The organism is Bradyrhizobium sp. ERR14 (genome assembly GCF_014198235.1).
Taxonomy (GTDB): domain Bacteria; phylum Pseudomonadota; class Alphaproteobacteria; order Rhizobiales; family Xanthobacteraceae; genus Bradyrhizobium.
The window spans coordinates 57,003-79,990 of sequence record NZ_JACIHD010000014.1; the positions used below are offsets into that span (position 1 = coordinate 57,003).

Below are 22,988 nucleotides of genomic sequence, written 5' to 3' on the forward strand. Positions count from 1 at the left end.
CATCGTGAAAAAATGGCAACAGGACGGGAGGACGCCATGTGCCATCTCTTCGCGCATCAGCCCCAACGCGATTACGAATCCCAGACCCGTTCTTTAAGGATCGATGGCCATTGCACCTCGATCCGGCTGGAAATGGCGTTCTGGGACACGCTGGAGGAGATCGCGGCCAGGGAGGCCATGAGCCTCGGCAAGTTCCTGACGACGCTCTACAACGAGGTGCTCGACCATCATGGCGAGGTCAACAATTTCGCCTCGCTGCTGCGGTGTTCGTGTTTGATCTATCGCTCGAAGAGCATGGCGACGGTGCCGGAGTTTAAGGCGACGGTGGCGCCGATTCTCGATGCGGCGGAATAGTCGCCCCACTCTCGGCGTCGTCCCGGCGAAAGCCGGGACCCATACCGCGTGATCTATCGATTGCGGAAGGTCGGAGTACCGAACTGCCAATTTCCGCCAAACTGCTCCCTGTGGTTATGGGTCCCGGCGTTCGCCGGGACGACACCTGAGTGTGGATACGCAATCCCTCCTCAACGTCGTCCTGGCGAGCGACGCCAACGTACGATCAAATCTCCTTCTTCTGCATCGCGCCCGCGATGTAGTCCGCCTGCCGGATCGCCAGCGCGACGATGGTCAGCGTCGGGTTGCACGCCGCGCCGCTGGTGAACTGGCTGCCGTCCGAGACGAACAGGTTCTTGACGTCGTGGCTCTGTCCGAACTTGTTGACCACGCCGTCGCGCGGCTTCTCGCTCATCCGGTTGGTGCCGAGATTGTGGGTGCTCGGATAGGGCGGCGTCGGATAGGTCACGGTGGCGCCGACGGCGTCGTAGACCGCAGCGCCCTGTTTGTAGGCGTGCGCGCGCATCGCGAGATCGTTGGGATGATCGTCGAAATGCACACTCGCGACCGGCTGCCCGAACTTGTCCTTCACGCGAGGGTCGAGCGTGATGCGATTGGTCTCCTGCGGCATGTCCTCCCCGACCAGCCACATGCCGGCCATCCTGGGATAACCGTCGAGCGCTGACGTGAACGAGCGTCCCCAGGCGCCGGGATTGAGGAACGCCGCCATGAACGGCAGCCCGATCGATAGCGTCTCCATCTCGTAGCCGCCGACGAAGCCGCGCTTCGGGTTGTTGGCGGCTTCATCGCGGATGATGCCGGCCATGGTGGTGCCGCGATACATGTGCACTGATTTCTCGAACACGGCATAGACGCTGCCGGTCATGTGCCGCATGTAGTTGCGGCCGACCTGGCCCGATGAATTGCCGAGGCCATCGGGGAACATGGTGGAGGCGCTGTTGAGCAGGAGCCGCGGGCTCTCGATCGAATTGCCGGCGACCGCGACGATGCGCGCCTTCTGGCGCTGCATCGCGCCGCTCTCGTCGGCGTAGACGACGCCGGTGACCTTGCCGCCGGCATCATGCTCGATCTTGATCGCCATGCTGCTCGGTCGCACTTCGAGATTGCCGGTCGCCTCGCCCTTCGGGATCTCGGTGTAGAGCGTCGACCATTTCGCGCCGGATTTGCAGCCCTGGAAGCAGAAGCCGATCTGCTGGCAGGCGCCCCGGCCGTCGCGCGGCTGGCTGTTGATCGCCATATTGCCGGTGTGCACCGTCTTGTAGCCGAGCTTCCTGGCGCCGGCTTCCAGCACCTTGAAATTATTGTTGCCGGGAAGGCCGGGAATGCCGTTGGTGCGGGTCACGCCCATCTTGTTCTCGGCCTTGGCGTACCACGGCTCCATCTCGGCGAGCGTGACCGGCCAGTCCAGGAGGTTGGCGCCGGGAAGGTTGCCGTAGGTGCTCTTCACCCTGAACTCGTGCTCATCGAAGCGCAGCGAGGCGCCGGCCCAATGGGTCGTCGAGCCGCCGACCGCCTTGACGATCCAGGCGGGAAGGCCGGAAAAATCCTTGGCGACGCGCCACGTGCCCGACGTGGTGCGCGCATCGGTCCAGGCAAGCTGGGAAAAACTCTCCCACTCGTCGTTGACGAAGTCGTGGTTCTCGATGCGGGGACCCGCTTCGAGAATGACCACCTTGACGCCCTTCTGCGCGAGCTCGTTGCCCAGCGTGCCGCCGCCGGCACCGGAGCCGACGATCACCACAACGCTGGAGTCGTTCAGATCGAATTTTGCCATATGCGTTCTCCTGAACCGTTGGGGTGGGTCTCAAGCCTTCGGCAGCCAGTCGATGTCGGCGAAGCCACGGTTGATGTAGCCGCCGTGCTCGGCGGAGGAGCCCTCGTAGCCGAACCGCGGCCAGACCTCTTTCTGGTTGTAGAGCGACACGATGAGGTCGCCGCGCACCTTCTGGAAGAAGTCGCTTCCCTCGATCTCCTTCAAGAGCACCACACGGTCGGCTTCCCATGGCACTTCGACATAGGGCACCTTGTGGCGATCCCGTGCATTCTGATCGAGCCGCGTGATGCCATCGCTGATCAGCGACTTGACGGCGGGATCCTTCGCCGCCTTGCCGTCCCACGGCTTGACCGCGGTGATGTAGTAGCTGTCGCCGAGCACGTCGTGCGGATAGATGTCGCGCGCGACTTTCAGCAGTGTCTTCATCGTCGCGGGCGAGAGTGCGCTGGCATCATCGGCCCACGCATCTTCGATGCTCACAGTGACGCTGGTCGCGACGGCTACGACCGGCACGGCGGTCGCTGCGCCCTTGAGAAAGACGCGGCGGCTGTGCTTGCTTCGACGATCGACCTCTCTCATGGCATTCCTCCGTGGATTTTTATGATTTGGACCTTTGTGTCAGCCGAACCGTCCGCCCCGCTGGATCACCTCGATCTTGTAGCCATCGGGATCGCTGACGAAGAAGAAGCGCGCCAGCGTCCTGCCGTCGTGCTTGAAATCGCGTAAGGGCCCCGGCGCGAGCTTCTCGCGCTCGAAGCGGGCATGTTCGGCCTCGAGATCCTCGACCACGACGGCGAGATGGCCGTAGCCGTCGCCGAGCTGGTACGGCTCCTTGCGATCGAAATTCACCGTCAGCTCGACCTCGAAAGGTGAGGAGGGATGACGCAGATAGATCAGGGCAAAGTCCGCGAATTTCAGATGGTCGGCGACTTCGAGGCCGAAGGCTCGCCGGTAGAAGTCGAGCGAGCGCGCCTCGTCGAGCACGCGGATCATGGAATGGACCGGCTTTGCCACTCAGTTCTGCCCCTTCAGGTAAGCGATGATGGCGGCGCGCGTCTCCGGCTTGCCTTGCCGGTAGGCCATGACGACGCCGGGAATGACGGCTTGCGGATTGGTCAGCCAGGCGTCGAGCCGGGCTTCGTCCCAGGTGAAATCTGCGTTGGCGAGGCCTTGCGAATACCGAAAGCCTTCGACCTTGCCGGCGGGCTGGCCCACGACCTTGAGCAGCGGCGGTCCCTGGCGCGCCGGCTCCGACAGGTTCGTGGTGTGGCACGCCGCGCATTGTTGCTTGAAGAGTGTCGCACCGTCCGGCGGCTTTGCGGCCGGCAAAGGCATCTGTGCGTCGGCAACCCGCACCACCAGCACCATCGCGGTGCACAATCCCAGCACGAACGCGCGCATCGTCTAGAGCCGCCCATCGACATCAACCTGCGCAAACTCTAGGCGGCGTCAGATGGGCGGTGGTAGTAGCGGGCTGTTTCGTTGCGCGCGGAGATGCTCGTGATGCGCAGTGTTCCGCGCTGCCTTATATGCGGAGCACAATTCCGCGAAACCGCCGTCAAATCCCTAAACGATCACCACACCATGCGCATTGCATGACGATTGCGCCGCTCGAATTCTCGACGCGATGCAATGGTCCGGTACAGACGAGCGGCGTGAAAGCCGCCGAGCCATTCGTCGCGAAACAATCCAGGAGAAATGGATGAAGTTGGTGAAGACCTCGATGATCGCATGCGCTCTGTCGGCTCTCATTGCGACGCCCGTTCTCGCGCAAAGCGCGCCCCCCACCGCCAAGCCCGGCGGCACCGTGCAGAGCAAACCCATGCAAGGCAGCACGATGGGCAGCGGCGACGAGGAGATGAATGCTCAGCCGGGCGCGGCGGGCGAGAAGACCGGGATGAAATCGACCAAAGGCACCAGGGGCACGGTCGGCACCACGGGTAGCGCTGCGCACAAGGGAACGGCCGACGATGCCACGACAGGCGGCGCAGCCCCTTCCAAGCGTTACTAGTCTCGCCGGTGAAACGGCAAAACTCCGGTCGCCCAGCGGCCGGAGTTTTTTGCCGCGCTAATTAGTCGTCGAAGCGCCCGCCGCGTCCGGCCTTGACGTCGCTGCGGCGCTTCTTGCCCTCGAGCCGGCGTTGCTTTGAGCCAAAAGTCGGCTTTGTCGCCCGCCGCGGCTTTGGCCGTACCATGGCTTCGCGCAGCATCTCCGTGAGGCGGTCGATGGCATCCTGGCGGTTGCGCTCCTGGGTGCGGAAGCGCTGCGCCTGGATCACGATCACGCCGTCCTTGGTCATGCGCTGACCGGCGAGGCGGGCGAGCCGGATCGCCGCATCCTCCGGCAGGGTCAGCTTGCGCGCGTCGAAGCGCAACTGCGCCGAGGTCGCGACCTTGTTGACGTTCTGCCCGCCCGGGCCGGAGGCGCGGACAAAGCCGATCTCGATGTCGTCCTCGTCGATGACGAGATCGCGGGATATCCGCAGCATGATGGCACCATTCGTGATGTCCGGACATATCGCGGACGTCTGCGTTGGGCAATGGTGCTTGGTGGAAACGCAAATGGCCGGGCGAGCCCGGCCATTTCAGGACATCTGAGAGGGACGTCAGTTCGACTTCGTCGCCGGAGCCGCGGAGGGCTGCGCCGCGGCCTGGGGGGCGCGGCCGACGACGACGGTCAGGAGGCCCTGGCCCCAGAGACGCTTGGCGGCGGCTTTGGCGTCGTCCAGCGTCACGGCGTCGACGATGGCGTTGCGCTTCTCGATATAGTCGATCGGCAGCTTGTCCTGCTGGTACTGCAGCAGCGCCTGGGCCAGCTTGGAGGAGGTATCGAGCGCCAGCATCTGCGAGCCCTTGAGGTAGGACTTGGCCTCGTCGAGCTCCTTCTGCGTCGGGCCTTCCTCGGCGATCCGGCGCACTTCCTTTTCAATGGCATCGATGGTGTCGCCGGCGCGGTCGGCGCGCGTGCCGGTATTGCCGATGAACACCGCCGAATGCTCCATCCAGAGCAGCGCTTCATAGACCGAATAGGCAAGGCCGCGCTTCTCGCGGACCTCGCGATAGAGCCTGGAAGACAATCCGCCGCCACCGAGGATGTGATTGACGACATAGGCCGCCATGAAGTTGGGATCGCTACGCTTCACGCCGGGGCCGCCGAAAGTGATCACGGTCTGCGGCACGTCGAGGGTCACGAAGGCGCGCTGCGGCGGTTTTGCAGCCTCGACGTCGGGGACCGGCGTGAGGTTGGCCTTGGCGGGCAGGCTGCCGAAGGTGTGGTCGAGCAGCTTGCCGAGCGTCGCCGGATCGACGTCGCCGACGACTGCGATCTTCAGCCCGTCCTTGGCGAGGACCCGTCCGACATAGTCCTTCATGTCCGCGATCGTGATGGTCGGCACGCTGTCGAGGTTGCCGTTGCTCTGCCGGCTGTAGGGATGATCGCCGAAGGCGACCTCCAGGAATTTGCGGCTCGCCAGCGAGGTCGGATTGGTGGTCTCGCGGCGCAGGCCCGAGACGACCTGCGAGCGGATGCGCTCGACATCGGCGGGGTCGAAATGCGGCGAGGTCAGCGCGCTCCGCAAGAGGTCGAAGGCCTCGTCCTTGTTGTCGCGCAGCATGCGCAGGCTGCCGCGGAAAGTGTCGCGGGTGGCGCTGAAGGAGAGCTCGATGGCGCGGCGGTCGAGCCGCTCGTGGAAGGTCTTGGAGTCGAGATCGCCGGAGCCTTCGTCGAGGAGATCGCCGACCAGATTGGCGACGCCCGGCTTGTCCTTGGGATCCTGCGCCGAGCCGCCGGCAAAGGAATATTCCATGGCGATCAGCGGCACGGTTGCGTCCTGCACGAACCAGGCCTCGATACCACCCGGCGAGACCAGGTGCTGGATCTTTGCGGCCGCCTGCGACGGCGAGATGGCGGCGAGGGAAAGCGCAGCGCCCGTGACAAACGAGAAGGCAACGCGTCTAAGGAAAGGATAGGTCACGAACGCTTCTCCTCGCGCTTGGTGGCGGCAGTGTCCTTGATCAGATAGCCCGTCACCGAGCGCTTCTTCTCGAGCCATTTCTGCGCGACCGCACGGACCTGCTCGGCGGTGACCGCGCGGATGCGATCGGGCCAGCTCCTGATGTCCTCGATCGACAGGCCGGTGGTCAGCGCGCCGCCATACCAGCGTGCCAGCACCGCCTGGTTGTCCTGGGCGTAGATCGCTTCCGCGATGAGCTGGGTCTTGACCCGCTCCAGATCCTCGGCGCGGATCGGGTTCTGCGCGACATTGGCGATGACGCCGTCGACGGCCTGCTCGACCTCTGCGAAGCTGACGCCGGGTTTCGGTGAGGCAGAGATCGCGAACTGGGTCGGGTCGAGCGAGATGCTCGAATAGCTGGCATTGGCGGAGACTGCGAGCGGCTTGTCGACGACGAGGGCGCGGTAGAGATAGGAATTGCTGCCGCTGCCCATCAGCTGCGCCAGCACGTCGAGGGCCGCGCTCTCGCCGGCCGCGGCCGTGGTTGCCGAGGGCACCAGATAATAACGCCGCATGCTCGGCTGCTCGACGCGCGGGTCGGCCAGCGTGACGGTGCGCGGGGCGGCGGGCTCCGGCTCCTGCGGACGGACGCGCCGCGCCGGGATGGCTGATTGGGCCGGGATGGAGCCGAAATTGCGCTCGACCAGTGGACGGATGTCGGCGGCCTCGACGTCGCCGGCGATCACCAGGATCGCGTTGTTCGGCGCATAGAAGCGGCGGTAGAAGGCGAGCGCGTCCTCGCGGTCGAGCTTCTCGATCTCCTGGTGCCAGCCGATCACCGGACGGCCGTAGGGATGATTGAGATAGAGCGCGGCCATGATCTGCTCGTTCAGCCGCGCGTCCGGATTGTTGGCGACGCGCATATTGTATTCTTCGAGCACGACGTCACGCTCGGGCAGCACGTTCTCGTCCTTGAGGATGAGGCCGGTCATGCGATCGGCCTCGAACTCCATCATGGTCGGCAGCTGCTCTTTCGGCACGCGCTGGTAATAGTTGGTGTAGTCGACCGAGGTCGAGGCGTTCTCGTTGCCGCCGACGCGAAGCACGGTCTGGGAGAATTCGCCGACGGGGTGCTTCGAGGTGCCCTTGAACATCAGGTGCTCGAGGAAGTGGGCGAGGCCGGACTTGCCCGGCGTCTCGTCGGCCGAGCCGACCTTGTACCAGATCATCTCGGTGACGACGGGCGTGCGGTGATCGGGGATCACCACGACCTGCATGCCGTTGCTGAGCGTGAAGCTGGCGGGCGGGGCCGATGTGACCGTGGTCTGGGCAAGGGCCGCGCCTGATGTCAGGACACTGGTCGAAAGCAGCGCGGCAAGGAGGCAGGCAGCCGATCGGTTTGCGGACATCATGATCCCTAGTGAAAGGCCGAGGTCCGGATGTCCGGCTCGGACGGCACGGCATGCTACACCGTGCGGCTGAGGCTTCGCGTCACGAAGCAGAGAACTCAACGCGATGGCAAGTTACTGATCAGCAATTTATGCGCCTCGGCCGGCGTACATGAATCGCCGGCGCGGGGTTTCGGGTCTGTGGAACAGGAACGCTATTGTTCCTTGTCCTTGCCGGACATGATGTCGAAATAGGTCCGTCGCGACTTGTCCGGCCCGGCGCCATAGGCGTAGTTCGGAGACGGCGTCTGATAACCCGGCGGCGGCTCGACCAGCGACTGGCGCGGCGGCTCCTCGGTGAATTTCTTTTCTTCGGTGGCGTTGCCGCCCTTCATCATATTCCACAGGCCGCCGGAGAAGCCGAGTTCGGCGGGGCTGAGTGACGGATTGCCGTTGGTGCCCGGCTGGATCGGGTCATTGCTTGTCCGGGGGGCTGCGGCGACCTGGCCGGCCTTCATCTCGGCGGGCGTCAGCTGTCGGGCGGCCTGCCAGTTTTCCGTTTCCTTGGTTGCCTTCTTGCGCGCGGCGATGGCTTCCTTGCGGCGCTTCTCCTCGGGGTCCTTGGGCCAGTTCGGCGCAGCCTTGGCCTGGGTCGCGGGAGGCGGCAGGTCGAGCTTGGGCGGCACCACCAGCGGCGAGCGCTCGCGGTACTCGATGCCGGGCTTTTCCATGCTCTTGGCGCCGATGCCGGACATCAGATTGTCGATGATCTTCTCTTCGAAGGTCATCCCGTCATCTTCATCGTCGTCGTCACCGGCGCGCGCTGCGCCAGCCGACATGACGAGGCCGATGCCGAGCGCGACAGCGGACAATCTCAACGCCCGCCAAAGCCCCAATCGGGGGTCTCGAACCATCGAAATGCTGGTCTTCGAGCTGCGCATTACTGTACCTGTTCCATATTGTGTCAGATCGCCGCTCGCACGCGGCAAACCCTCGCAAAGGCCGGGTTCCACCTGCCGGTCCGTATCGGCCGGGATCAGGGCGCTTTTGCGGCGGGTACCCCCAGGAAGGAATCATACAATAGCCCCGCCACCCCAGCAACGATCGCCACGTCGGCGAGGTTAAACACATACCAATTATAGGTATTTCCGCCGATCTCGATGTGGAGCAGGGCGAAATCGACCACCGCGCCATAGGCGAGGCGGTCGATGCCGTTGCCGATGGCGCCGCCGATGATCAGGCCCAACGCGATCGTGGCCAGCCGGGTGTGCGAGCGGGCCATCCAGATCGCCAGCGCGACCACGGCGATGGCCTTGACGGCCATCAGCGCGAGCTGCGCCGCCTGGCCGTCGTTCTGCAGCCAGCCGAAGCTGATGCCGATGTTCCAGGCCAGCACCAGGTCGAAGAACGGCGTCACCTTGACCACGCCGCGACGGGCGAGGTCGAACCCGTTCAGCAGCCAGAGCTTTGAGGCCTGGTCGGCCACGAGGGTGACCAGGGCCGCGAGGATGCCGGCGCGGAGCGGGGTCATGGCCGCGGGATCAGACGCTCACGCCCAACGCCTTCCACTCGCGAAGCGCCTGTGCATCGCGTGGGGTGACGTCGGGATATTCGGCGTCTTCGCCGACCGTCGGGGAGATCTTCCAGGAGCGGGCGCATTTGGTGCCGACCGCCTTCTCCACCACGACCGCGACACCGGGGACGGCATCGAGCCGGAACGCATCGGCGGGCGCCTCGCCCTCACGCACCTCGTAGTTCGAGGTGATGCAGATCTCGGCGAGGTCGACGTCGAACAGCGTCATCAGCATGTCCCGGTCGGCGACGTAGATCACCGGCGAAGCCTCCAGCGAGGAGCCGATGTTCTTGGCGGCGCGTTCGAGCTCGAGCGCGCCGGTGACGACACGGCGGACGTTGCGGATCGCTTCCCATTTCGCGGCGAGCTTGTCGTCACGCAAGGCTTCGAGATCGGTCGGGAACAGCGTCAGATGCACCGATGGCTCGGCATCTGGCCGATACATGCGCCAGCTTTCCTCCGCGGTGAAGCTGAGGATCGGCGCCAGCCATTTCAGGACCGAGGCGCACAACAGGTCGATCGTCGTCAGCGCCGCCTTGCGCGTCGGCGACGACGGTGGATCGCAATACAGCGTGTCCTTGCGGATGTCGAAATAGAACGCCGAGAGCTCGCTGTTCAGGAAAGCGGACAGGATCGCGACCACGGTCTTGAAGTCGAACTCCCGATAGGCCTTGTCGACGGCGGCGGCGCGGATCGCGAGCTCGTGCAGCATCAGCCGCTCGAGCTCAGGCATCTCGGCAGGCACCACTGCGTCGGCCGGCTTGTAATGATGCAGCGTGCCGAGCATCCAGCGCACGGTGTTGCGCAGCTTGCGGTAGGTCTCGACGGTGTTCTTCAGGATCTCGGGGCCGATGCGCTGGTCGTCGGTGTAGTCGCAGGACGCCACCCAGAGCCTCAAGATGTCGGCGCCGGATTCCTTGATGACGGCCTGCGGCTCGATGGTGTTGCCGAGCGACTTCGACATCTTGCGGCCGTCCTCGGCCTGGGTGAAGCCGTGGGTCAGCACGACGTCGTAGGGCGCGCGGCCGCGGGTGCCGCAGCTCTCCAGCAGCGAGGAGTGGAACCAGCCGCGATGCTGGTCCGAGCCTTCCAGATACATCACCGTGTCGGTGCCGCCGTCGACCTTGCGCTTGATGCCGGCGAGCCCGGGAAACTGCACGGGGTCTTCGAGCACGAAGGCGTGCGTCGAGCCGGAATCGAACCAGACGTCGAGAATGTCGTCGACCTTCTGCCAGTCTTCATTGGCCCGTGCGCCCAGGAAGCGCTCGCGCGCGCCCTTGGCGTACCAGGCGTCCGCGCCTTCCTGCTCGAAGGCCTCGCCGATACGGGTGTTGACGGCCTCGTCCTGGAGGATCTCGGCGGAGCCGTCGCCCTTCTCGCGCACGAACACGGCGATCGGCACGCCCCAGGCGCGCTGGCGCGAGATCACCCAGTCGGGCCGCGCCTCGATCATGCCGTTGATGCGGTTCTCGCCTGACGGCGGCACCCATTGCGTCACCGAGATCGCGTGCAGCGCGCGGGCGCGCAGCGTGTCGCCACTCTTGGTCTTGCCGCCCTGCGCCACGTCCTTGTCCATCGCGATGAACCATTGCGGCGTATTGCGGAAGATCACCGGCTTCTTGGAGCGCCAGGAGTGCGGATATTGGTGCTTGAGCCGGCCGCGCGCGAGCAGCATGCCCTTTTCGACGAGCGCCTTGATCACGGCCTCGTTGGCGTCGCCCTTCTCGCCCTTGTCGTTGATGACGCGCTTGCCGGCAAAGCCCGGCGCATGATCGGTGTAGGCGCCGTTCTCGTCGACGGTGTAGGGGATTGCCGTGGTGATGCCGCGCGCATCGAGCTCGCGCGCCTGCGCCATCCAGGCATCGAAGTCCTCGCGGCCATGGCCGGGCGCGGTGTGCACGAAGCCGGTGCCGGTGTCGTCGGTGACGTGGTCGCCGGGCAATAGCGGCACGATGAAGTCGTAGCCGCCGGCAAGACCCTTCAGCGGATGGGCGCATTCGATCGCGTCCATGGTGTCGCCGGGCACGTCGCGCACCTTCTCGAAGGCCGTCACGCGCGCCTGCTTGAAGACCTCTTCAGCGAGCGCGTCGGCGAGGATCAGGAGATCTCCGGTCCTGGCCCAATTGTCGGCGGGCGCGTCCGTCACCTTGTACAGGCCGTAGGCGATCTTCGGCGAGAACGAGATGGCGCGGTTGCCCGGCAACGTCCACGGCGTGGTGGTCCAGATCACGACGCTTGCGGTAGCGAGCACACCGTGCGCGGGCGAGGTGACCGGGAATTTCACCCACACCGTATCGGAGGTGTGGTCCTCGTACTCGACCTCGGCTTCGGCCAATGCGGTCTTCTCGACCACGCTCCACATCACCGGCTTGGAGCCGCGATAGAGCGTGCCGTTGGCCGCGAACTTCATCAGCTCGCGCGCGATCTGGGCTTCGGCCGGGAAGCTCATGGTGGCGTAGGGATGGTCCCAGTCGCCGATGACGCCGAGGCGCTTGAACTCCTCGCGTTGCACGCCGAGCCAATGCGTGGCGTAGGCGCGGCACTCCTTGCGGAAGTCGATCATCGCGGCGCTGTCGCGGAAGTCGGGCTTCTGCTTGCCCTTCTTGCGATAGTGCTCTTCCTCGACCTTCCATTCGATCGGCAGGCCGTGGCAGTCCCAGCCCGGCACGTAGTTGGAATCGAAGCCGAGCATCTGCTGGCTCTTGGTGACGAGATCCTTGAGGATCTTGTTCAGCGCGGTGCCGATATGGATGTTGCCGTTGGCATAGGGCGGGCCGTCATGCAGCACGAACTTGGCGCGGCCTTGGGCAGCCTCGCGCAGCTTCTCGTAGAGGCCGATCTCGTACCAGCGCTTGAGGATCTCCGGCTCGCGCTGCGGCAGGCCGGCGCGCATCGGGAATTCGGTCTGCGGCAGGAACAGGGTCTTCGAATAGTCTTTGGCTTCAGACTTTGGGGATTTTTGCGGCTTTTCGGACATGAGGCTGACTGGCTCGGAAGGGCGCGGGAACGGATGGCGATGCGGAATCGCGGGGTGAAACGACAAAATCCCGGTCTTGCGCCGAGCCGAAGGCTCAGGCGGAAGCCGGGCCGCTAATCCCTATGATGCGCCGCGCAAACATGGGCCCTCCATAGCAGGGGGCCAAGGGAAGCGCAAAGGTTCGGGGAAGCCGGGTTCGGGCTCAATCGATGGTGCCGAGCCGCGGAAATGCGTCCGGGGCGGCGGCCAGGATGGCGCGGGCACGGGCGGAATCGTCGTCCATCTGGCGGATCAGGGCCTGCAGACTGTCGAATTTCAGCTCCTCGCGGATGAAGCCGACGAAGGCGCAGTCCAGAGCCTGCCCGTAGAGGTCGCCCTTGAAGTCGAACAGGAAGATCTCGAGCAGCGGGGCACCGTTATCAAAGGTCGGGCGGCGGCCGAAGCTTGCCACCCCGTCCAGCCGCTCAGGCCCGCGGCCGACCCGCACCGCATAGATGCCGTGCTTCAGTCCGCAATTGGCGTCCAGGCGGATGTTGGCGGTGGGATAGCCGAGATCGCGGCCGCGCTTTTCGCCGTGGATGACCTCGCCGGTGACGAACCAGGGCGCGCCGAGCATGGTGGTGGCTTCGCCGAGGAGGCCTTCGGCGAGTGCGATCCGGATGGCGCTGGAGGACACCGGCCGCTCGTCGATATCGACATGGGGCTGCACATCGACCTCGATGCCGAGGCGGGGCGCTTCGTTGACCAGAAGGCTCGGCGAGCCGACGCGTCCTTTGCCGAAATGGAAGTCATAGCCGACCGCGATCCCGCTGACGCCGAGCCGCCCGATCAGGTCATGGTGAATGAAGTCTTGCGCGCTGGTTCCGGCACGGGCTTTGTCGAAGGCCATGACCACGGCGCCGGCTAGCCCGGTGCCGGCCAGGAGCCGCAGCTTGGCCCGCTCGTCCGTCAGGCGGAATTGGGGGGTGTTGGGGCTGAAAAACCGCCGCGGATGCGGCTCGAAGGTCAATGCCAGCGCGGGGCGGCCCTGCGCTCGGCCCATTTCCAGGGCTGCGGCGATCACGGCGCGGTGGCCGAGATGAACCCCGTCGAAATTGCCCATGGCGACCACGGCACCCCTTGGAATCGCGGAGACCGGCGTGGTGTCGCGGATAATGGTAAAATGCGGAGCCATCAGGGGAATTCTCAAACCGGCAGGACCGGGCGGGACCGTGGCGCGACCGGCCGGATGAAGTCAAGCGGGAGGGAGGCGGCCACATCGAACGCGATTTCAGTTCTTGGCGGGCGTCCCCAATTAACGCGCTGTTTAACGCCTTGGTGCTAGTCCTTGAGCGTGGAACTGCCGGGCTCCGGCTTGGGCAGGTCTGATCGTAATATTCCTTGGGTTTGCGTTGGGGGAGTCGAGATGGCGGTTGATTTGTCGATGCCGGTTCTGGTGGTGGACGACTACAGCACCATGATCCGTATCATCAGGAATCTGCTGAAGCAGCTTGGCTTCGAGAACATCGATGATGCCAGCGACGGTTCGGCAGCACTGAACAAGATGCGCGGCAAGAAGTACGGGCTCGTGATCTCCGACTGGAACATGGAGCCGATGACGGGTTACGACCTGCTGCGCGAAGTGCGCGCGGATCCGAACCTCGCCACCACGCCCTTCATCATGATCACCGCGGAATCCAAGACCGAGAACGTGATCGCGGCCAAGAAGGCCGGTGTGAACAACTACATCGTCAAGCCGTTCAACGCGGCGACGTTGAAGACCAAGATCGAGGCGGTCTTCCCGGACATGGCGAGCGCGTAAAGCGCCGCCTGATCCAAACACAGCTTTCTATAGAGATCGTCATGCCCGGGCTTGTCCCGGGCATCCACGTTCTTGGGCGTTGGAAGCAAGTCGTGGATGGCCGGGTCATAGGCGAGCGGAAGCGACGCCGTCCTTCGGACGGCTGTGCCCGGCCATGACGGTGTTGAGAGCTACGCAATTGGTCTAAGCCGGCGTCAGTTCACGCCCAGCCGTCACCACTTCAATTCGCGCATCAACGCCTTCGGCGGGTGGCCGAACAATTCCATCACCGATGCCGGGTCGAGCTGATCGAGGCCCTCGAACTCCTCGGCATGGATGCCGCGGGTGACGAACAGGCAGTCGATGCCGAATTCGCGCGCGCCGGTTAAGTCGGTGCGGACGGAATCGCCGATCGCCAGCACTTTTTTCCGGTCGATCGGATGGCCCTGGCGTTCGCCGGCGAGTGCCATGGCGCGCTCGTAGATCGGCCGGTGCGGCTTGCCGTAGAAGATCACTTCGCCGCCGAGCTCGCGATAGAGCTCCGCGATGGCGCCGGCGCAATAGATCAGCCGGTCGCCGCGTTCCACCACGATGTCGGGATTGGCGCAGACCAGCGTCAGCTTGCGCTCGCGCGCCTTCAGCATCATGCCGCGATAGTCTTCCGCCGTTTCGGTCTCGTCGTCATAGAGGCCGGTGCAGACGATGTAGTCGGCTTCCTCCAGCGGCGCGGTTTTCGCGTCGAGCCCGCGATAGATCGAGTTGTCGCGCTCGGGACCGAGCCAGAACATCTTGCGGCCGGGATGCTCGGCGACATAGAGCCGGGTCAGGTCGCCGGACGAAACGATGGCGTCATAGGTCTCGTCGGCGACGCCGAGCTTGCGCAACTGCCGCTGCACGCTATCGGCCGGGCGCGGTGCGTTGGTGATCAGGATCACCGTACCGCCGCGGCTGCGATAAGTGTGCAACGCCTCGCAGGCTTCCGGGAAGGATTCGAGGCCGTTATGGACCACGCCCCAGATGTCGCTGAGCACGACATCGACACCGCCCACGAGCTCGCGCAGGCTTTCGGCGAAATGCAGTGTGGTCATGATGCGCAGCGTCGATCAGATGCGGCGCGCGAGCGCCGCGTTGCCGGTGATGCGTTGTGCCGGAGCGGCTGACGTCGCGCCAGATGTCGCGCCTTGGCTGGGGGGAGCGGAGCCATTGGATCCCTGAATGTCCTGCGCCTGGTTCGGCGAGGCCCCGCCGGTAGCAGATGCCCCCTCAGGCCGCAATGGCCGGGGCGGCGCGAACAGGAAGCCCTGGCCGAACCGCACGTCATAGTCGAGCAGGTCCACGACCGCGCGCTCGCCTTCGATCCTTTCGGCGATCAGGTCGATGCCGAAGCGGCCGAGCAGGTCGGAGAGGTCGGAGGGATGGATGTCCGAGGCCGAGGCCTGCCGGGGGTCGAGCAGCAGGGTGGCCGGCACCTTGATGAAGCGCACCCCGCGGTCGGCCAGCTCGCGCGGCTCGATGCGCAAATCGGTGACATGGTCGATCGAGAAACGGAAGCCGCGCTGAGCGAGCGCCGCGAGATTTTCGGTCTCGGCCGGGCCGAGATTGCGGAAGGTCGATTGCTTGAACTCCAGCACCAGCGAGGGCGCCAGCGCCCGGTTGGCTTCGAGGAAGTCGAGGCATTGCGCGAAGGTGGTGGAATTGCCGAGCGTGGAGGCCGCGACGTTGCAGAACACGCCGACGTCCTTGTTGCGCACCATCAGGCGCCGCAGCACCTGCACACAGCGCAGCATCACCATGTTGTCGATGCGCCCGATCAGGCCGGACGCTTCTGCGATGCTGATGAACTCCTCGGCGGCGATCAGCTGGTCGCGCTCGTCACGAAGTCGCGTCACGGCTTCATAGAACCGCACCTTGCGTTGCGGCAGCGTCACCATCGGCTGCAGGAAGATGTCGATGCGGTTTTCGTCGATCGCGTTGCGCAGCGCCGCCAGCAACTGGGTCTGGTTGCGCCCGTTGACTGCCGGAACCGGATTGGCGGCCTGGGTCTGGATCGCCGGTGCTGGTCGTGACGGCGGTGCGGGCAGCGGCGGCGGGGCAGGCCGCTCCTCGAACGGCGTAATCAGGTCGATTGGCGCCTCCGGCTCCAGCCTGGCGATCGGAGCGGGAGCCGGCGCTGGCGCATTGCCAGCCAACAGATCCTCATGAGTCGATACGGTGGTGGCGAGCTGCCTGACCAATCCGCCGAGCTCGTTGATCTCGCCGACCACCGACTGGATGCGGTCGGAGTTGGTCGAATTGGACGAGGCGATACGTCCCTCGATCGCGGCCAGGCGGCGGCCGAACTCCGCCACCTGGCGGGCGAGGTCGGCGGTGCCGCGCGACAAATCGGCGATCTGGCCGCCGACATCGCTGCGGTCGCGCAGCCGCATCGACACCGCGTTGTAGAGGATCAGGAAGGTCAGCGCGGTCAGGGCAACGATCGCGGATTCGGTTCCGCTGATGCCGGCGACGGCGTAGAGCACAAGCCCGAGCGAGGCCGCGACCAGTACCATGCAGATGGCGATGAAGATCGTCGAAATGCGAATCATGCCGCGCGTTACGCCTCAAAGAGCTGACTGCCTCACCCGGGAAAACACGGGCCGCTGTGCGAACCCGTCACGCCTCATGCTCCCCCAAGCTGCATGAGCTTATCATCATTGTTGATTCGAGGGGATAGCGGCCCGTTCCCGGGCGCGGTCAGGCTGGCGCGGCGGCCCCGACCGTGTCGGCCGAGACGGCGTCGCGGGTGCCGAGCGGCTTGGGTGGCCCCGCGGTCGTGTCCTTCAGCGTCTGCCGTTCGATCTCCGAATTCAGCTCGGCGCCGAACATGATGACGATCGCCGACATCCACATCCAGGTCATCAGGCCGATTGCCGCGCCGAGCGAGCCGTAGGTCGCATTGTAGTTGGCAAACTCCGAGAGATACCAGGACAGCAGCGCCGAGCCGGCGATCCAGAGGATGGCGGCGATCACCGCGCCGAGGCTCAGCCATTGCCAGCGCGGCGCATCCCGGCTGGGCGCGAAGCGGTAGAGGATCGCAAGCGCCACCAGCAGGACGAGGAACATGAGCGGCCATCGTGCCAGCGCCACGATCAGCTTGCTTTCGGGCGCCATGCCGAGATGATTGAGCGCCAGCGGAAAGGCAACGACAAGCCCCACCATCACTAGCAGTGCCACGATGCCGCCGACCGTGAAGGCCAGCGAGACCATGTTGAGCCGGATAAAGCTGCGCTTCTCGCGTTCCTCATAGGCCACATTGAGGGCATCGAAGATCGCCTTGACCCCCGCATTGGCGCTCCAGATCGCCAGCAGAAGGCCGAGCAGGAACGTGGCACCGAGCGTGGTATTGCCATGCGAGACCACGCGCGCCACTTGGTCCTCGACGATCTGAAACGAGCCCTCGGGCAGCATCGTTGCAAGCGTCTGCAGATTGGCGCTGATTGTCGCGGGATCGGCGAACAGGCCGTAAGACGAGACCACCGCCGTGACCGCCGGGAAGACCGCGAGCAGCCCGAAGAACACGACGCCGCCCGCTGTCGCCAGCAGGCGATCCTCATCGATGCGCTGATAGGTCCGCCAGAAGATATCCTTCCAGCCCTTCCAGGGGATCTCAAACGGGCTCTTGGCGCGGCGGCCATGGCCGGGCTGCACGGCCGCGCGCGCGGGATGCGTTTCCGGTGAATTCGCCTCGCCTTTGCGATGGTCTTGCGGGGGCCCCGATGGGACCAGGTCCCTGTCCTGAAAGTAGCGCTCCGCCGTCAGCACGAAGACGGCCGTCGCCGCCACCAGCAGCCAGGAGTCGATCTGTTCGGAGCGCCGCACCAGCATTTAAGCGTCCAATCTCCGGCCGTGACGCCGGCGGCGCGCTGCCGTGAACCCTGCCAACCCAATCGCGGCGAGCATCAAGCCAAGCTGCACGGGTCGGTTGGTGCGAACGGGCCGGGCTCTTGCGCCATGGCGGCGCTCGCCCGGCGCGAGCGGCGCAAGGGGAATCGTGGTCGCCACCTCTTTCACGGCCTCCTTGACCGTTCCGCGCGGGATCCGCGGGGTCGCGATCGCAACGCGCAACCGGCTGGCCAGCGGCACGATCGGCTTGGCTTTGCGCTTCATCTGCGCCATTGCCACGCCCGCGCAGACCGCCGCCAGCACCAGCAGCACGCCGCCGACGGCCCCGAAACCCCAGAACTGCCCGTAGGTGATGGCGACCCAGCGGTACAGGGCGATCAGCCCGACGAAGAATGCCGCGATCACGAACAGGCCCGCGACCGCAAACAGCCCGCCGGCCACGGCGTAAGACGTCACCTTGCCGGTCGCCTGGCTGGTCTGGTCACGCAGATAGGATTGAGCGGCGCGTTTGACGTGGTTGAGCTTCAGCGCCATGCCGGCGCGCAGCAGTTCGCCCGATGGCGCGAGCATGCGGACATCCTCCGAGAGCGAGAAAATTCGTTCGGGGGATGAACGTGGCGGAATTTGACTTGTTCCGACGGAGCACCGTCCGTCGTGGTGAATCAGGCGAGATCGGCGGCCGCGATCCAGAACACCTCGCCCTCGGAGTCCTCGGTGTCGAGCCAGAGCAGCGGCAGTTCCGGAAAGGCCTCGTCGACCAATTCGCGGCCGCGGCCAATCTCGCAGATCAGTCCGCCGTCCGGGGTGAGGTGATCGGGCGCCTCAGCCAGGATGCGGCGGACCACGTCGAGGCCGTCGGCGCCACCGTCGAAGGCGAGCTTGGGTTCGGCCCGGCACTCAGGCGGCAGTGCGGCCATGCCTTCTGCGTCGACATAGGGCGGGTTGGTGATGATCAGGTCGTAACGCGCATCGCCGAGCGGGGCGAACAGATCGCCGCGATACAGGCTGATCCGGTCCTCGAGCCCGTATTCGCCGACATTTCGCGTGGCGACCTCGAACGCTCCCTTCGAGATATCGACGGCATCGACGGCGGCGTTCGGGAAATGCTGCGCGGCGAGGATGGCGAGGCATCCCGATCCCGTGCAGAGATCGAGCACGCGCTCGACGCCCGTAGGGTCGTCGATCAGCGATCCGGCCTCGCCGTCGCCGCCAAAATGCGAATCCAGCAGTTCGCCGATGAAGGAGCGCGGAACGATGACGCGCTCGTCGACATAGAAGGGCAGGCCACGCATGTAGATCTTGTTGACGAGATAGGCGGCCGGTTTGCGCGTGGTCACGCGCTGGTGGATCAGATCGAGCACGGTCTTGCCCTCGGCGGCCGTGACGCGCGCGTTGGCAAAGCTTTCGAGCTGTTCGGGATGCAGATGCAGCGCCTCGCAGACCAGGAAGGCGGCTTCGGCGACCGGATCGGTCGTGCCATGAGCAAAGGCGAGTTTTGCTTCAACGAAGCGGCTCACCGCGTAGCGGACGTAGTCGAGCAGCGTGAGGAGCTCGCCGCGTCCGACCGTCGCGAGCTTCGGTGCGGCGCGGCTGCGCGCGGTCTTTTTGGATGCTCTTGCCATCAGGATTTGGTCCAGCGTGCGGCGGCCTCGTCGTCACGGGCGTGGGCCTCGACCCAGCCGGTGCCGGTGGCGCTCTCTTCCTTCTTCCAGAACGGGGCGCTGGTCTTGAGGTAGTCCATCAGGAACTCGGCGGCATGGAATGCGGCCTGGCGGTGCTGCGAGGCGGTCAGCACCAGCACGATGTTCTGGCCCGGCATGAAGCGGCCGACGCGATGGATCACGGTGACGCCGTTCAGCGGCCAGCGGGAAATGGCTTCGTCGGCATGGCGCCTGATCTCTTCCTCGGCCATGCCAGGATAGTGCTCGAGCGTGAGCGCGGCGACCTTGGCGCTGTCATCGTCCGCGCGGCAGATGCCGGAGAAGCTCACGACCGCGCCGATGTCGGTTCGGCTCTTGGTCAGGACGGCGATCTCGCGCGCGATGTCGAAATCGTCTTCCTGAATACGGATGGTGACAGGGCAGCTGGCGACTGGGGAAGACATGGCCTAACCGCCGGTCATCGGCGGGAAAAACGCGATCTCGCGGGCGCCCGCGATCGCGGCATCCGATTTGACATGGGCGTGGTCGATCGCGGTGCGGATCACCTTCGGCTTCTCGAACGCGTAGGCATAGGCCTCGCTCTGGCCAGACAGCCAGGCGATCAACTCCTCGACGGTGCGCACGGTCGCCGGCGGCTCGATGGTCTCCTCCGCCTTGCCGACGCGCTCGCGCACCCAGGCGAAATACTTCACCTTCATCCCTCGTCCTCCTTGATGAGGTGATGGATGCCGGCGCGGAAATAATCGTAGCCGGTATAGATGGTCACGATCGCCGAGGCCCACAGCAGCGCGAGGCCAATCATCGAGACGACGGGCACCACCTCGTCGCCGGCAGGTCCCGCGAGCAGGAAGCCGATCGCGACGAGCTGGACCGTGGTCTTCCACTTCGCAAGCTTGGTCACGGGCACGCTGACCCGGAGCGCGGCGAGGTATTCGCGCAGGCCCGAGACCAGGATCTCGCGGCACAGGATGACGATGGCGGCCCACAACGACCAGCCATGGATGATGCCGTCGGCGGCCAGCATCAGCAGGCACGAGGCGACCAGCAGCTTGTCGGCGATCGGGTCGAGCATCCGGCCGAACGCCGATTGCTGATTCCAGATCCGCGCGTAATAGCCGTCGAGGTAATCGGTGACCGCGGCCGCGATGAAGAGGGCGACCGCCACCCAGCGCAGCCAGAGCGGCTGATCCAGAATCGACTGCGCATAGATGCATCCGACGACGACCGGGATCGCGGCGATCCGGCCATAGGTCAGGATGTTGGGGAGGGACATCGCGCGGCTGGTCGTCCCTCGTGTGGTGGCGATGTTCATCCGTCCTACCAATACCGCTGCTGCCTGAACGTCAACCGTCCCGCACCCCAAATGAGGTGCGGACACGACGATCATATGACTGCGGTCCCCCTTTAATTCATCCCGGCTGGGGATGGAAATACTCGAAAATCCTGCGCGCACTCTCGGCACTGACCCCCGGAACCTTGCCGAGATCGGCGATCGAGGCCCGTTCGATCTCCTTCAGGGTTCCGAAATGATGCAGCAAGGCACGTTTGCGTGACGGGCCGATGCCCGGAATCTCCTGCAAACCGGCCTCGCGGATGTCCTTCTTGCGCAGCTTGCGGTGGGAGCCGATGACGAAGCGGTGGGCCTCGTCGCGCAGCCGCTGGATGAAATAAAGCACGGGGTCGCGCGGCTCCAGCTTGATCGCCTCGCGCTCGGGCATGAACAGGGTCTCGCGTCCGGCATCCCGGTCCGGCCCCTTGGCGACCGACATCAGCGACACCTGGGTCAGGCCGAGATTGGCGAAGATCTCGCGAACGGCGTTGAGCTGGCCGCGGCCGCCGTCGATGATGACGAGATCAGGCCATTGCGGGAAGTCGTCGTCCTTCGCTTTGGTCGCACCCTCCTCGGGCGGGTTGATCAGGCGCTTGAAGCGCCGCTCCAGCACCTCGCGCATCATGGCGAAGTCGTCGCCCGGCGTGATCCCTTCCGACTTGATGTTGAACTTGCGGTACTGGTTCTTCACGAAACCGTCGGGGCCGGCGACGATCATGGCGCCGACCGCATTGGTGCCCTGGATGTGGCTGTTGTCGTAGACCTCGATGCGCTTGGGCGAATGGGGCAGGCTCAGCGTCGTGGCGATGGCATCGAGCAGGCGGCTTTGCGTGGCGGTGTCCGCGAGCTTGCGGCCGAGGGCTTCGCGCGCATTGGTCAACGCGTGGGCGACGAGTTCCTTTTTCTCCCCGCGCTTGGGCGCGGTGACCTCGACCTTGTGGCCGGCCTTGATCGACAGCGCGTTGGCGAGCAACTCGCTTTCCTCGATCTCGTGCGAGAGCAGGATGTTCCTTGGCGGCGGCTTGTCGTCGTAGAACTGGGCGAGGAAGGAGCCGAGCACCTCTTCCGGGGTGTACGTCTTCTCCGCGCGCGGAAAATAGGCCCGGTTGCCCCAGTTCTGGCCGGTGCGGAAGAAGAACACCTCGACGCAGGAGAAGCCGCCCTCCTGATGGATGGCGAACACGTCGGCCTCCTCCACCGTGCGCGGATTGATGCCCTGCTGCGACTGGATCGCCGACAGCGCGGCGAGGCGGTCGCGGTAGAGCGCGGCGCGCTCGAACTCGAGCTCACCGGACGCCTTCTCCATCTCGCCTGCAAGCTCCTGCTTCACCGCATGGCTCTTGCCGGACAGGAAGTCACTCGCCTCGCGCACCAGGGTGGTATAGCCGCCGAAGTCGATCTCTCGGGTGCAGGGGCCGGCGCAGCGGCGGATCTGGTAGAGCAGGCAGGGCCGGGTGCGGCTCTCGAAGAAGGAATCGGTGCAGGAGCGGATCAGGAAGGCGCGCTGCAGCGCCGTGATGGTGCGGTTGACCGCGCCGGCGGAGGCGAAGGGCCCGAAATAGCGCCCGGGCCGGCTCTGCGCGCCGCGATGTTTCAGGATCTGCGGCGCCCAATGGTCGCCGGTGATCAGGATGTAGGGAAACGATTTGTCGTCGCGCAGCTGCACGTTGAAGCGCGGCCGCAGCTGCTTGATGAGGTTGGCTTCCAGCAGCAGCGCCTCGGTCTCGGTGTTGGTCGAGACGATCTCCACGGTCACCGTGGCCGCGATCATGCGCAGGATGCGGGCCGGCTGCGGTGCATTCTGGCGCGCATAGTTGGATAGGCGCTTTTTGACGTTCTTGGCCTTGCCGACATAGAGCACGTCGGCATTCGCATTGAGCATGCGATAGACGCCGGGCGAGGTCGGGGCGAGCCGCACCGCGTGCTCGATCGCCTCATGGCCGGTCGCCAGCGGTCCTTCGCCGACGGCGCCGCTCTCTTCCAGGATATCGGGCAGCCGCGCATCGTCCTCGTCATCGCCGCCGCTGGTGGCGGGATCGAGGTCCGGAGGTGTTTCGGCTGGGACGTCCGGCACGGCGCCACGCACGGGTTTGCGCGCGCGGTCGTCCGGATTGTCGGTGGAATCGTGAACCATGGAGCGAATTTAGGCGCTGGGGGTGCCGATTTGAAGTTCCGGCCGTGCGGCACGCACAGGATGGCGGCGCAGTTCCCGGTAACGCTTGCTTAAGCCTGTTAACAGCGCGGTAACCCGGCTTAACAGCCCTTTAACTTAAAACTCTCGATAAATCTTACGCGAAAAAGTGGTGGTTCCGTAAC

Annotated in this window: 23 protein-coding genes; 3 read left to right on the forward strand and 20 right to left on the reverse strand. The window is 65.1% G+C overall.

Annotated features, from left to right (window positions below):
* Positions 1-36: 36 nt before the first annotated feature.
* The gene (locus tag GGD62_RS29230) at positions 37-354 is read left to right on the forward strand and encodes a ribbon-helix-helix domain-containing protein (protein ID WP_018321943.1); all 318 of its coding nucleotides are present in this window, start codon (positions 37-39) and stop codon (positions 352-354) included.
* A 205-nt stretch (positions 355-559) separates the two neighbouring features.
* Here the strand turns inward: GGD62_RS29230 and GGD62_RS29235 are convergent, their stop codons facing one another.
* From GGD62_RS29235 to GGD62_RS29250, 4 genes are read right to left on the reverse strand one after another with little or no spacing between them, the layout of a single operon-like run.
* Positions 560-2,128 (reverse strand): GMC family oxidoreductase, encoded by a 1,569-nt coding sequence (locus GGD62_RS29235; protein WP_183711618.1) that lies wholly within the window; start codon positions 2,126-2,128, stop codon positions 560-562.
* A 30-nt stretch (positions 2,129-2,158) separates the two neighbouring features.
* Positions 2,159-2,707, reverse strand: a complete 549-nt coding sequence (locus GGD62_RS29240; RefSeq protein ID WP_092255219.1) for a Twin-arginine translocation pathway signal — start codon at positions 2,705-2,707, stop codon at positions 2,159-2,161.
* Positions 2,708-2,746: 39 nt separating this feature from the next.
* Entirely contained in the window at positions 2,747-3,142 is a 396-nt protein-coding gene (locus GGD62_RS29245) for a VOC family protein (protein ID WP_018321946.1), read from the reverse strand.
* Positions 3,143-3,529 (reverse strand): c-type cytochrome, encoded by a 387-nt coding sequence (locus GGD62_RS29250; RefSeq protein ID WP_179731620.1) that lies wholly within the window; start codon positions 3,527-3,529, stop codon positions 3,143-3,145.
* 301 nt (positions 3,530-3,830) lie between these two features.
* On the opposite strand from GGD62_RS29250, the gene GGD62_RS29255 reads away from it, so the two are divergent.
* Entirely contained in the window at positions 3,831-4,139 is a 309-nt protein-coding gene (locus tag GGD62_RS29255; RefSeq protein ID WP_026202641.1) for a hypothetical protein, read from the forward strand.
* Between the two features lie 61 nt (positions 4,140-4,200).
* Here the strand turns inward: GGD62_RS29255 and arfB are convergent, their stop codons facing one another.
* From arfB to GGD62_RS29290, 7 genes are all read right to left on the reverse strand, one after another.
* Complete coding sequence (gene arfB / locus GGD62_RS29260) at positions 4,201-4,617, reverse strand: alternative ribosome rescue aminoacyl-tRNA hydrolase ArfB (RefSeq protein ID WP_018321949.1); 417 nt, start codon at positions 4,615-4,617, stop codon at positions 4,201-4,203.
* A 117-nt stretch (positions 4,618-4,734) separates the two neighbouring features.
* The gene (locus GGD62_RS29265; protein WP_179731618.1) at positions 4,735-6,102 is read right to left on the reverse strand and encodes a pitrilysin family protein; all 1,368 of its coding nucleotides are present in this window, start codon (positions 6,100-6,102) and stop codon (positions 4,735-4,737) included.
* Positions 6,099-7,490, reverse strand: coding sequence for a pitrilysin family protein (locus GGD62_RS29270; RefSeq protein WP_183236937.1), 1,392 nt, complete (start codon positions 7,488-7,490; stop codon positions 6,099-6,101). The genes GGD62_RS29265 and GGD62_RS29270 overlap by 4 nt, the downstream gene beginning before the upstream one ends.
* A gap of 194 nt (positions 7,491-7,684) precedes the next feature.
* Positions 7,685-8,410 carry a hypothetical protein gene (locus GGD62_RS29275; protein ID WP_092255207.1) on the reverse strand — a complete coding sequence of 242 codons (726 nt, stop codon included), beginning with the start codon at positions 8,408-8,410 and terminating at the stop codon, positions 7,685-7,687.
* Positions 8,411-8,505: 95 nt separating this feature from the next.
* On the reverse strand, positions 8,506-9,000 hold the full coding sequence (gene lspA, locus GGD62_RS29280; RefSeq protein WP_018318364.1) for a signal peptidase II: 495 nt from the start codon (positions 8,998-9,000) through the stop codon (positions 8,506-8,508).
* A gap of 10 nt (positions 9,001-9,010) precedes the next feature.
* On the reverse strand, positions 9,011-12,019 hold the full coding sequence (gene ileS, locus GGD62_RS29285) for an isoleucine--tRNA ligase (RefSeq protein WP_183711620.1): 3,009 nt from the start codon (positions 12,017-12,019) through the stop codon (positions 9,011-9,013).
* Between the two features lie 202 nt (positions 12,020-12,221).
* Entirely contained in the window at positions 12,222-13,193 is a 972-nt protein-coding gene (locus GGD62_RS29290; RefSeq protein ID WP_183711622.1) for a bifunctional riboflavin kinase/FAD synthetase, read from the reverse strand.
* A 231-nt stretch (positions 13,194-13,424) separates the two neighbouring features.
* Between GGD62_RS29290 and GGD62_RS29295 the strand changes: the two genes are divergently transcribed.
* On the forward strand, positions 13,425-13,820 hold the full coding sequence (locus tag GGD62_RS29295) for a response regulator (RefSeq protein ID WP_008567674.1): 396 nt from the start codon (positions 13,425-13,427) through the stop codon (positions 13,818-13,820).
* Between the two features lie 212 nt (positions 13,821-14,032).
* Here GGD62_RS29295 and GGD62_RS29300 read toward each other — a convergent pair whose 3' ends face one another.
* The 9 genes from GGD62_RS29300 to uvrC form a co-directional block, all read right to left on the reverse strand.
* Entirely contained in the window at positions 14,033-14,887 is an 855-nt protein-coding gene (locus GGD62_RS29300; RefSeq protein WP_028140142.1) for a TIGR01459 family HAD-type hydrolase, read from the reverse strand.
* A gap of 15 nt (positions 14,888-14,902) precedes the next feature.
* A complete protein-coding gene (locus tag GGD62_RS29305) occupies positions 14,903-16,384 on the reverse strand; it encodes an EAL domain-containing protein (protein ID WP_183711624.1) in 1,482 nt (493 codons plus the stop codon).
* 148 nt (positions 16,385-16,532) lie between these two features.
* Positions 16,533-17,663 carry a YihY/virulence factor BrkB family protein gene (locus GGD62_RS29310; RefSeq protein WP_183711626.1) on the reverse strand — a complete coding sequence of 377 codons (1,131 nt, stop codon included), beginning with the start codon at positions 17,661-17,663 and terminating at the stop codon, positions 16,533-16,535.
* Positions 17,664-18,251, reverse strand: coding sequence for a phage holin family protein (locus GGD62_RS29315; RefSeq protein ID WP_183236809.1), 588 nt, complete (start codon positions 18,249-18,251; stop codon positions 17,664-17,666).
* A gap of 92 nt (positions 18,252-18,343) precedes the next feature.
* Complete coding sequence (prmB, locus tag GGD62_RS29320; protein ID WP_018318357.1) at positions 18,344-19,303, reverse strand: 50S ribosomal protein L3 N(5)-glutamine methyltransferase; 960 nt, start codon at positions 19,301-19,303, stop codon at positions 18,344-18,346.
* On the reverse strand, positions 19,303-19,785 hold the full coding sequence (locus GGD62_RS29325) for a molybdenum cofactor biosynthesis protein MoaE (protein ID WP_018318356.1): 483 nt from the start codon (positions 19,783-19,785) through the stop codon (positions 19,303-19,305). Before GGD62_RS29325 ends, prmB begins: the two co-directional genes overlap by 1 nt.
* 3 nt (positions 19,786-19,788) lie before the next feature.
* Entirely contained in the window at positions 19,789-20,040 is a 252-nt protein-coding gene (gene moaD / locus GGD62_RS29330; protein ID WP_018318355.1) for a molybdopterin converting factor subunit 1, read from the reverse strand.
* Positions 20,037-20,654, reverse strand: a complete 618-nt coding sequence (pgsA, locus tag GGD62_RS29335) for a CDP-diacylglycerol--glycerol-3-phosphate 3-phosphatidyltransferase (RefSeq protein WP_018318354.1) — start codon at positions 20,652-20,654, stop codon at positions 20,037-20,039. Before pgsA ends, moaD begins: the two co-directional genes overlap by 4 nt.
* 97 nt (positions 20,655-20,751) lie before the next feature.
* A complete protein-coding gene (uvrC, locus tag GGD62_RS29340; protein ID WP_179731602.1) occupies positions 20,752-22,806 on the reverse strand; it encodes an excinuclease ABC subunit UvrC in 2,055 nt (684 codons plus the stop codon).
* Positions 22,807-22,988: the final 182 nt, after the last annotated feature.

What these genes read in the sequence shown, in the direction of transcription:
- GGD62_RS29230 (WP_018321943.1), top strand. Translation starts at nt 37, where the DNA reads ATGTGCCATCTCTTCGCGCATCAGCCCCAACGCGATTACGAATCCCAG.
- GGD62_RS29235 (WP_183711618.1), bottom strand. Translation starts at nt 2,128, where the DNA reads ATGGCAAAATTCGATCTGAACGACTCCAGCGTTGTGGTGATCGTCGGC.
- GGD62_RS29240 (WP_092255219.1), bottom strand. Translation starts at nt 2,707, where the DNA reads ATGAGAGAGGTCGATCGTCGAAGCAAGCACAGCCGCCGCGTCTTTCTC.
- GGD62_RS29250 (WP_179731620.1), bottom strand. Translation starts at nt 3,529, where the DNA reads ATGCGCGCGTTCGTGCTGGGATTGTGCACCGCGATGGTGCTGGTGGTG.
- GGD62_RS29255 (WP_026202641.1), top strand. Translation starts at nt 3,831, where the DNA reads ATGAAGTTGGTGAAGACCTCGATGATCGCATGCGCTCTGTCGGCTCTC.
- arfB (WP_018321949.1), bottom strand. Translation starts at nt 4,617, where the DNA reads ATGCTGCGGATATCCCGCGATCTCGTCATCGACGAGGACGACATCGAG.
- GGD62_RS29270 (WP_183236937.1), bottom strand. Translation starts at nt 7,490, where the DNA reads ATGTCCGCAAACCGATCGGCTGCCTGCCTCCTTGCCGCGCTGCTTTCG.
- GGD62_RS29275 (WP_092255207.1), bottom strand. Translation starts at nt 8,410, where the DNA reads ATGCGCAGCTCGAAGACCAGCATTTCGATGGTTCGAGACCCCCGATTG.
- lspA (WP_018318364.1), bottom strand. Translation starts at nt 9,000, where the DNA reads ATGACCCCGCTCCGCGCCGGCATCCTCGCGGCCCTGGTCACCCTCGTG.
- ileS (WP_183711620.1), bottom strand. Translation starts at nt 12,019, where the DNA reads ATGTCCGAAAAGCCGCAAAAATCCCCAAAGTCTGAAGCCAAAGACTAT.
- GGD62_RS29290 (WP_183711622.1), bottom strand. Translation starts at nt 13,193, where the DNA reads ATGGCTCCGCATTTTACCATTATCCGCGACACCACGCCGGTCTCCGCG.
- GGD62_RS29295 (WP_008567674.1), top strand. Translation starts at nt 13,425, where the DNA reads ATGGCGGTTGATTTGTCGATGCCGGTTCTGGTGGTGGACGACTACAGC.
- GGD62_RS29300 (WP_028140142.1), bottom strand. Translation starts at nt 14,887, where the DNA reads ATGACCACACTGCATTTCGCCGAAAGCCTGCGCGAGCTCGTGGGCGGT.
- GGD62_RS29305 (WP_183711624.1), bottom strand. Translation starts at nt 16,384, where the DNA reads ATGATTCGCATTTCGACGATCTTCATCGCCATCTGCATGGTACTGGTC.
- GGD62_RS29310 (WP_183711626.1), bottom strand. Translation starts at nt 17,663, where the DNA reads ATGCTGGTGCGGCGCTCCGAACAGATCGACTCCTGGCTGCTGGTGGCG.
- GGD62_RS29315 (WP_183236809.1), bottom strand. Translation starts at nt 18,251, where the DNA reads ATGCTCGCGCCATCGGGCGAACTGCTGCGCGCCGGCATGGCGCTGAAG.
- prmB (WP_018318357.1), bottom strand. Translation starts at nt 19,303, where the DNA reads ATGGCAAGAGCATCCAAAAAGACCGCGCGCAGCCGCGCCGCACCGAAG.
- GGD62_RS29325 (WP_018318356.1), bottom strand. Translation starts at nt 19,785, where the DNA reads ATGTCTTCCCCAGTCGCCAGCTGCCCTGTCACCATCCGTATTCAGGAA.
- moaD (WP_018318355.1), bottom strand. Translation starts at nt 20,040, where the DNA reads ATGAAGGTGAAGTATTTCGCCTGGGTGCGCGAGCGCGTCGGCAAGGCG.
- pgsA (WP_018318354.1), bottom strand. Translation starts at nt 20,654, where the DNA reads ATGAACATCGCCACCACACGAGGGACGACCAGCCGCGCGATGTCCCTC.
- uvrC (WP_179731602.1), bottom strand. Translation starts at nt 22,806, where the DNA reads ATGGTTCACGATTCCACCGACAATCCGGACGACCGCGCGCGCAAACCC.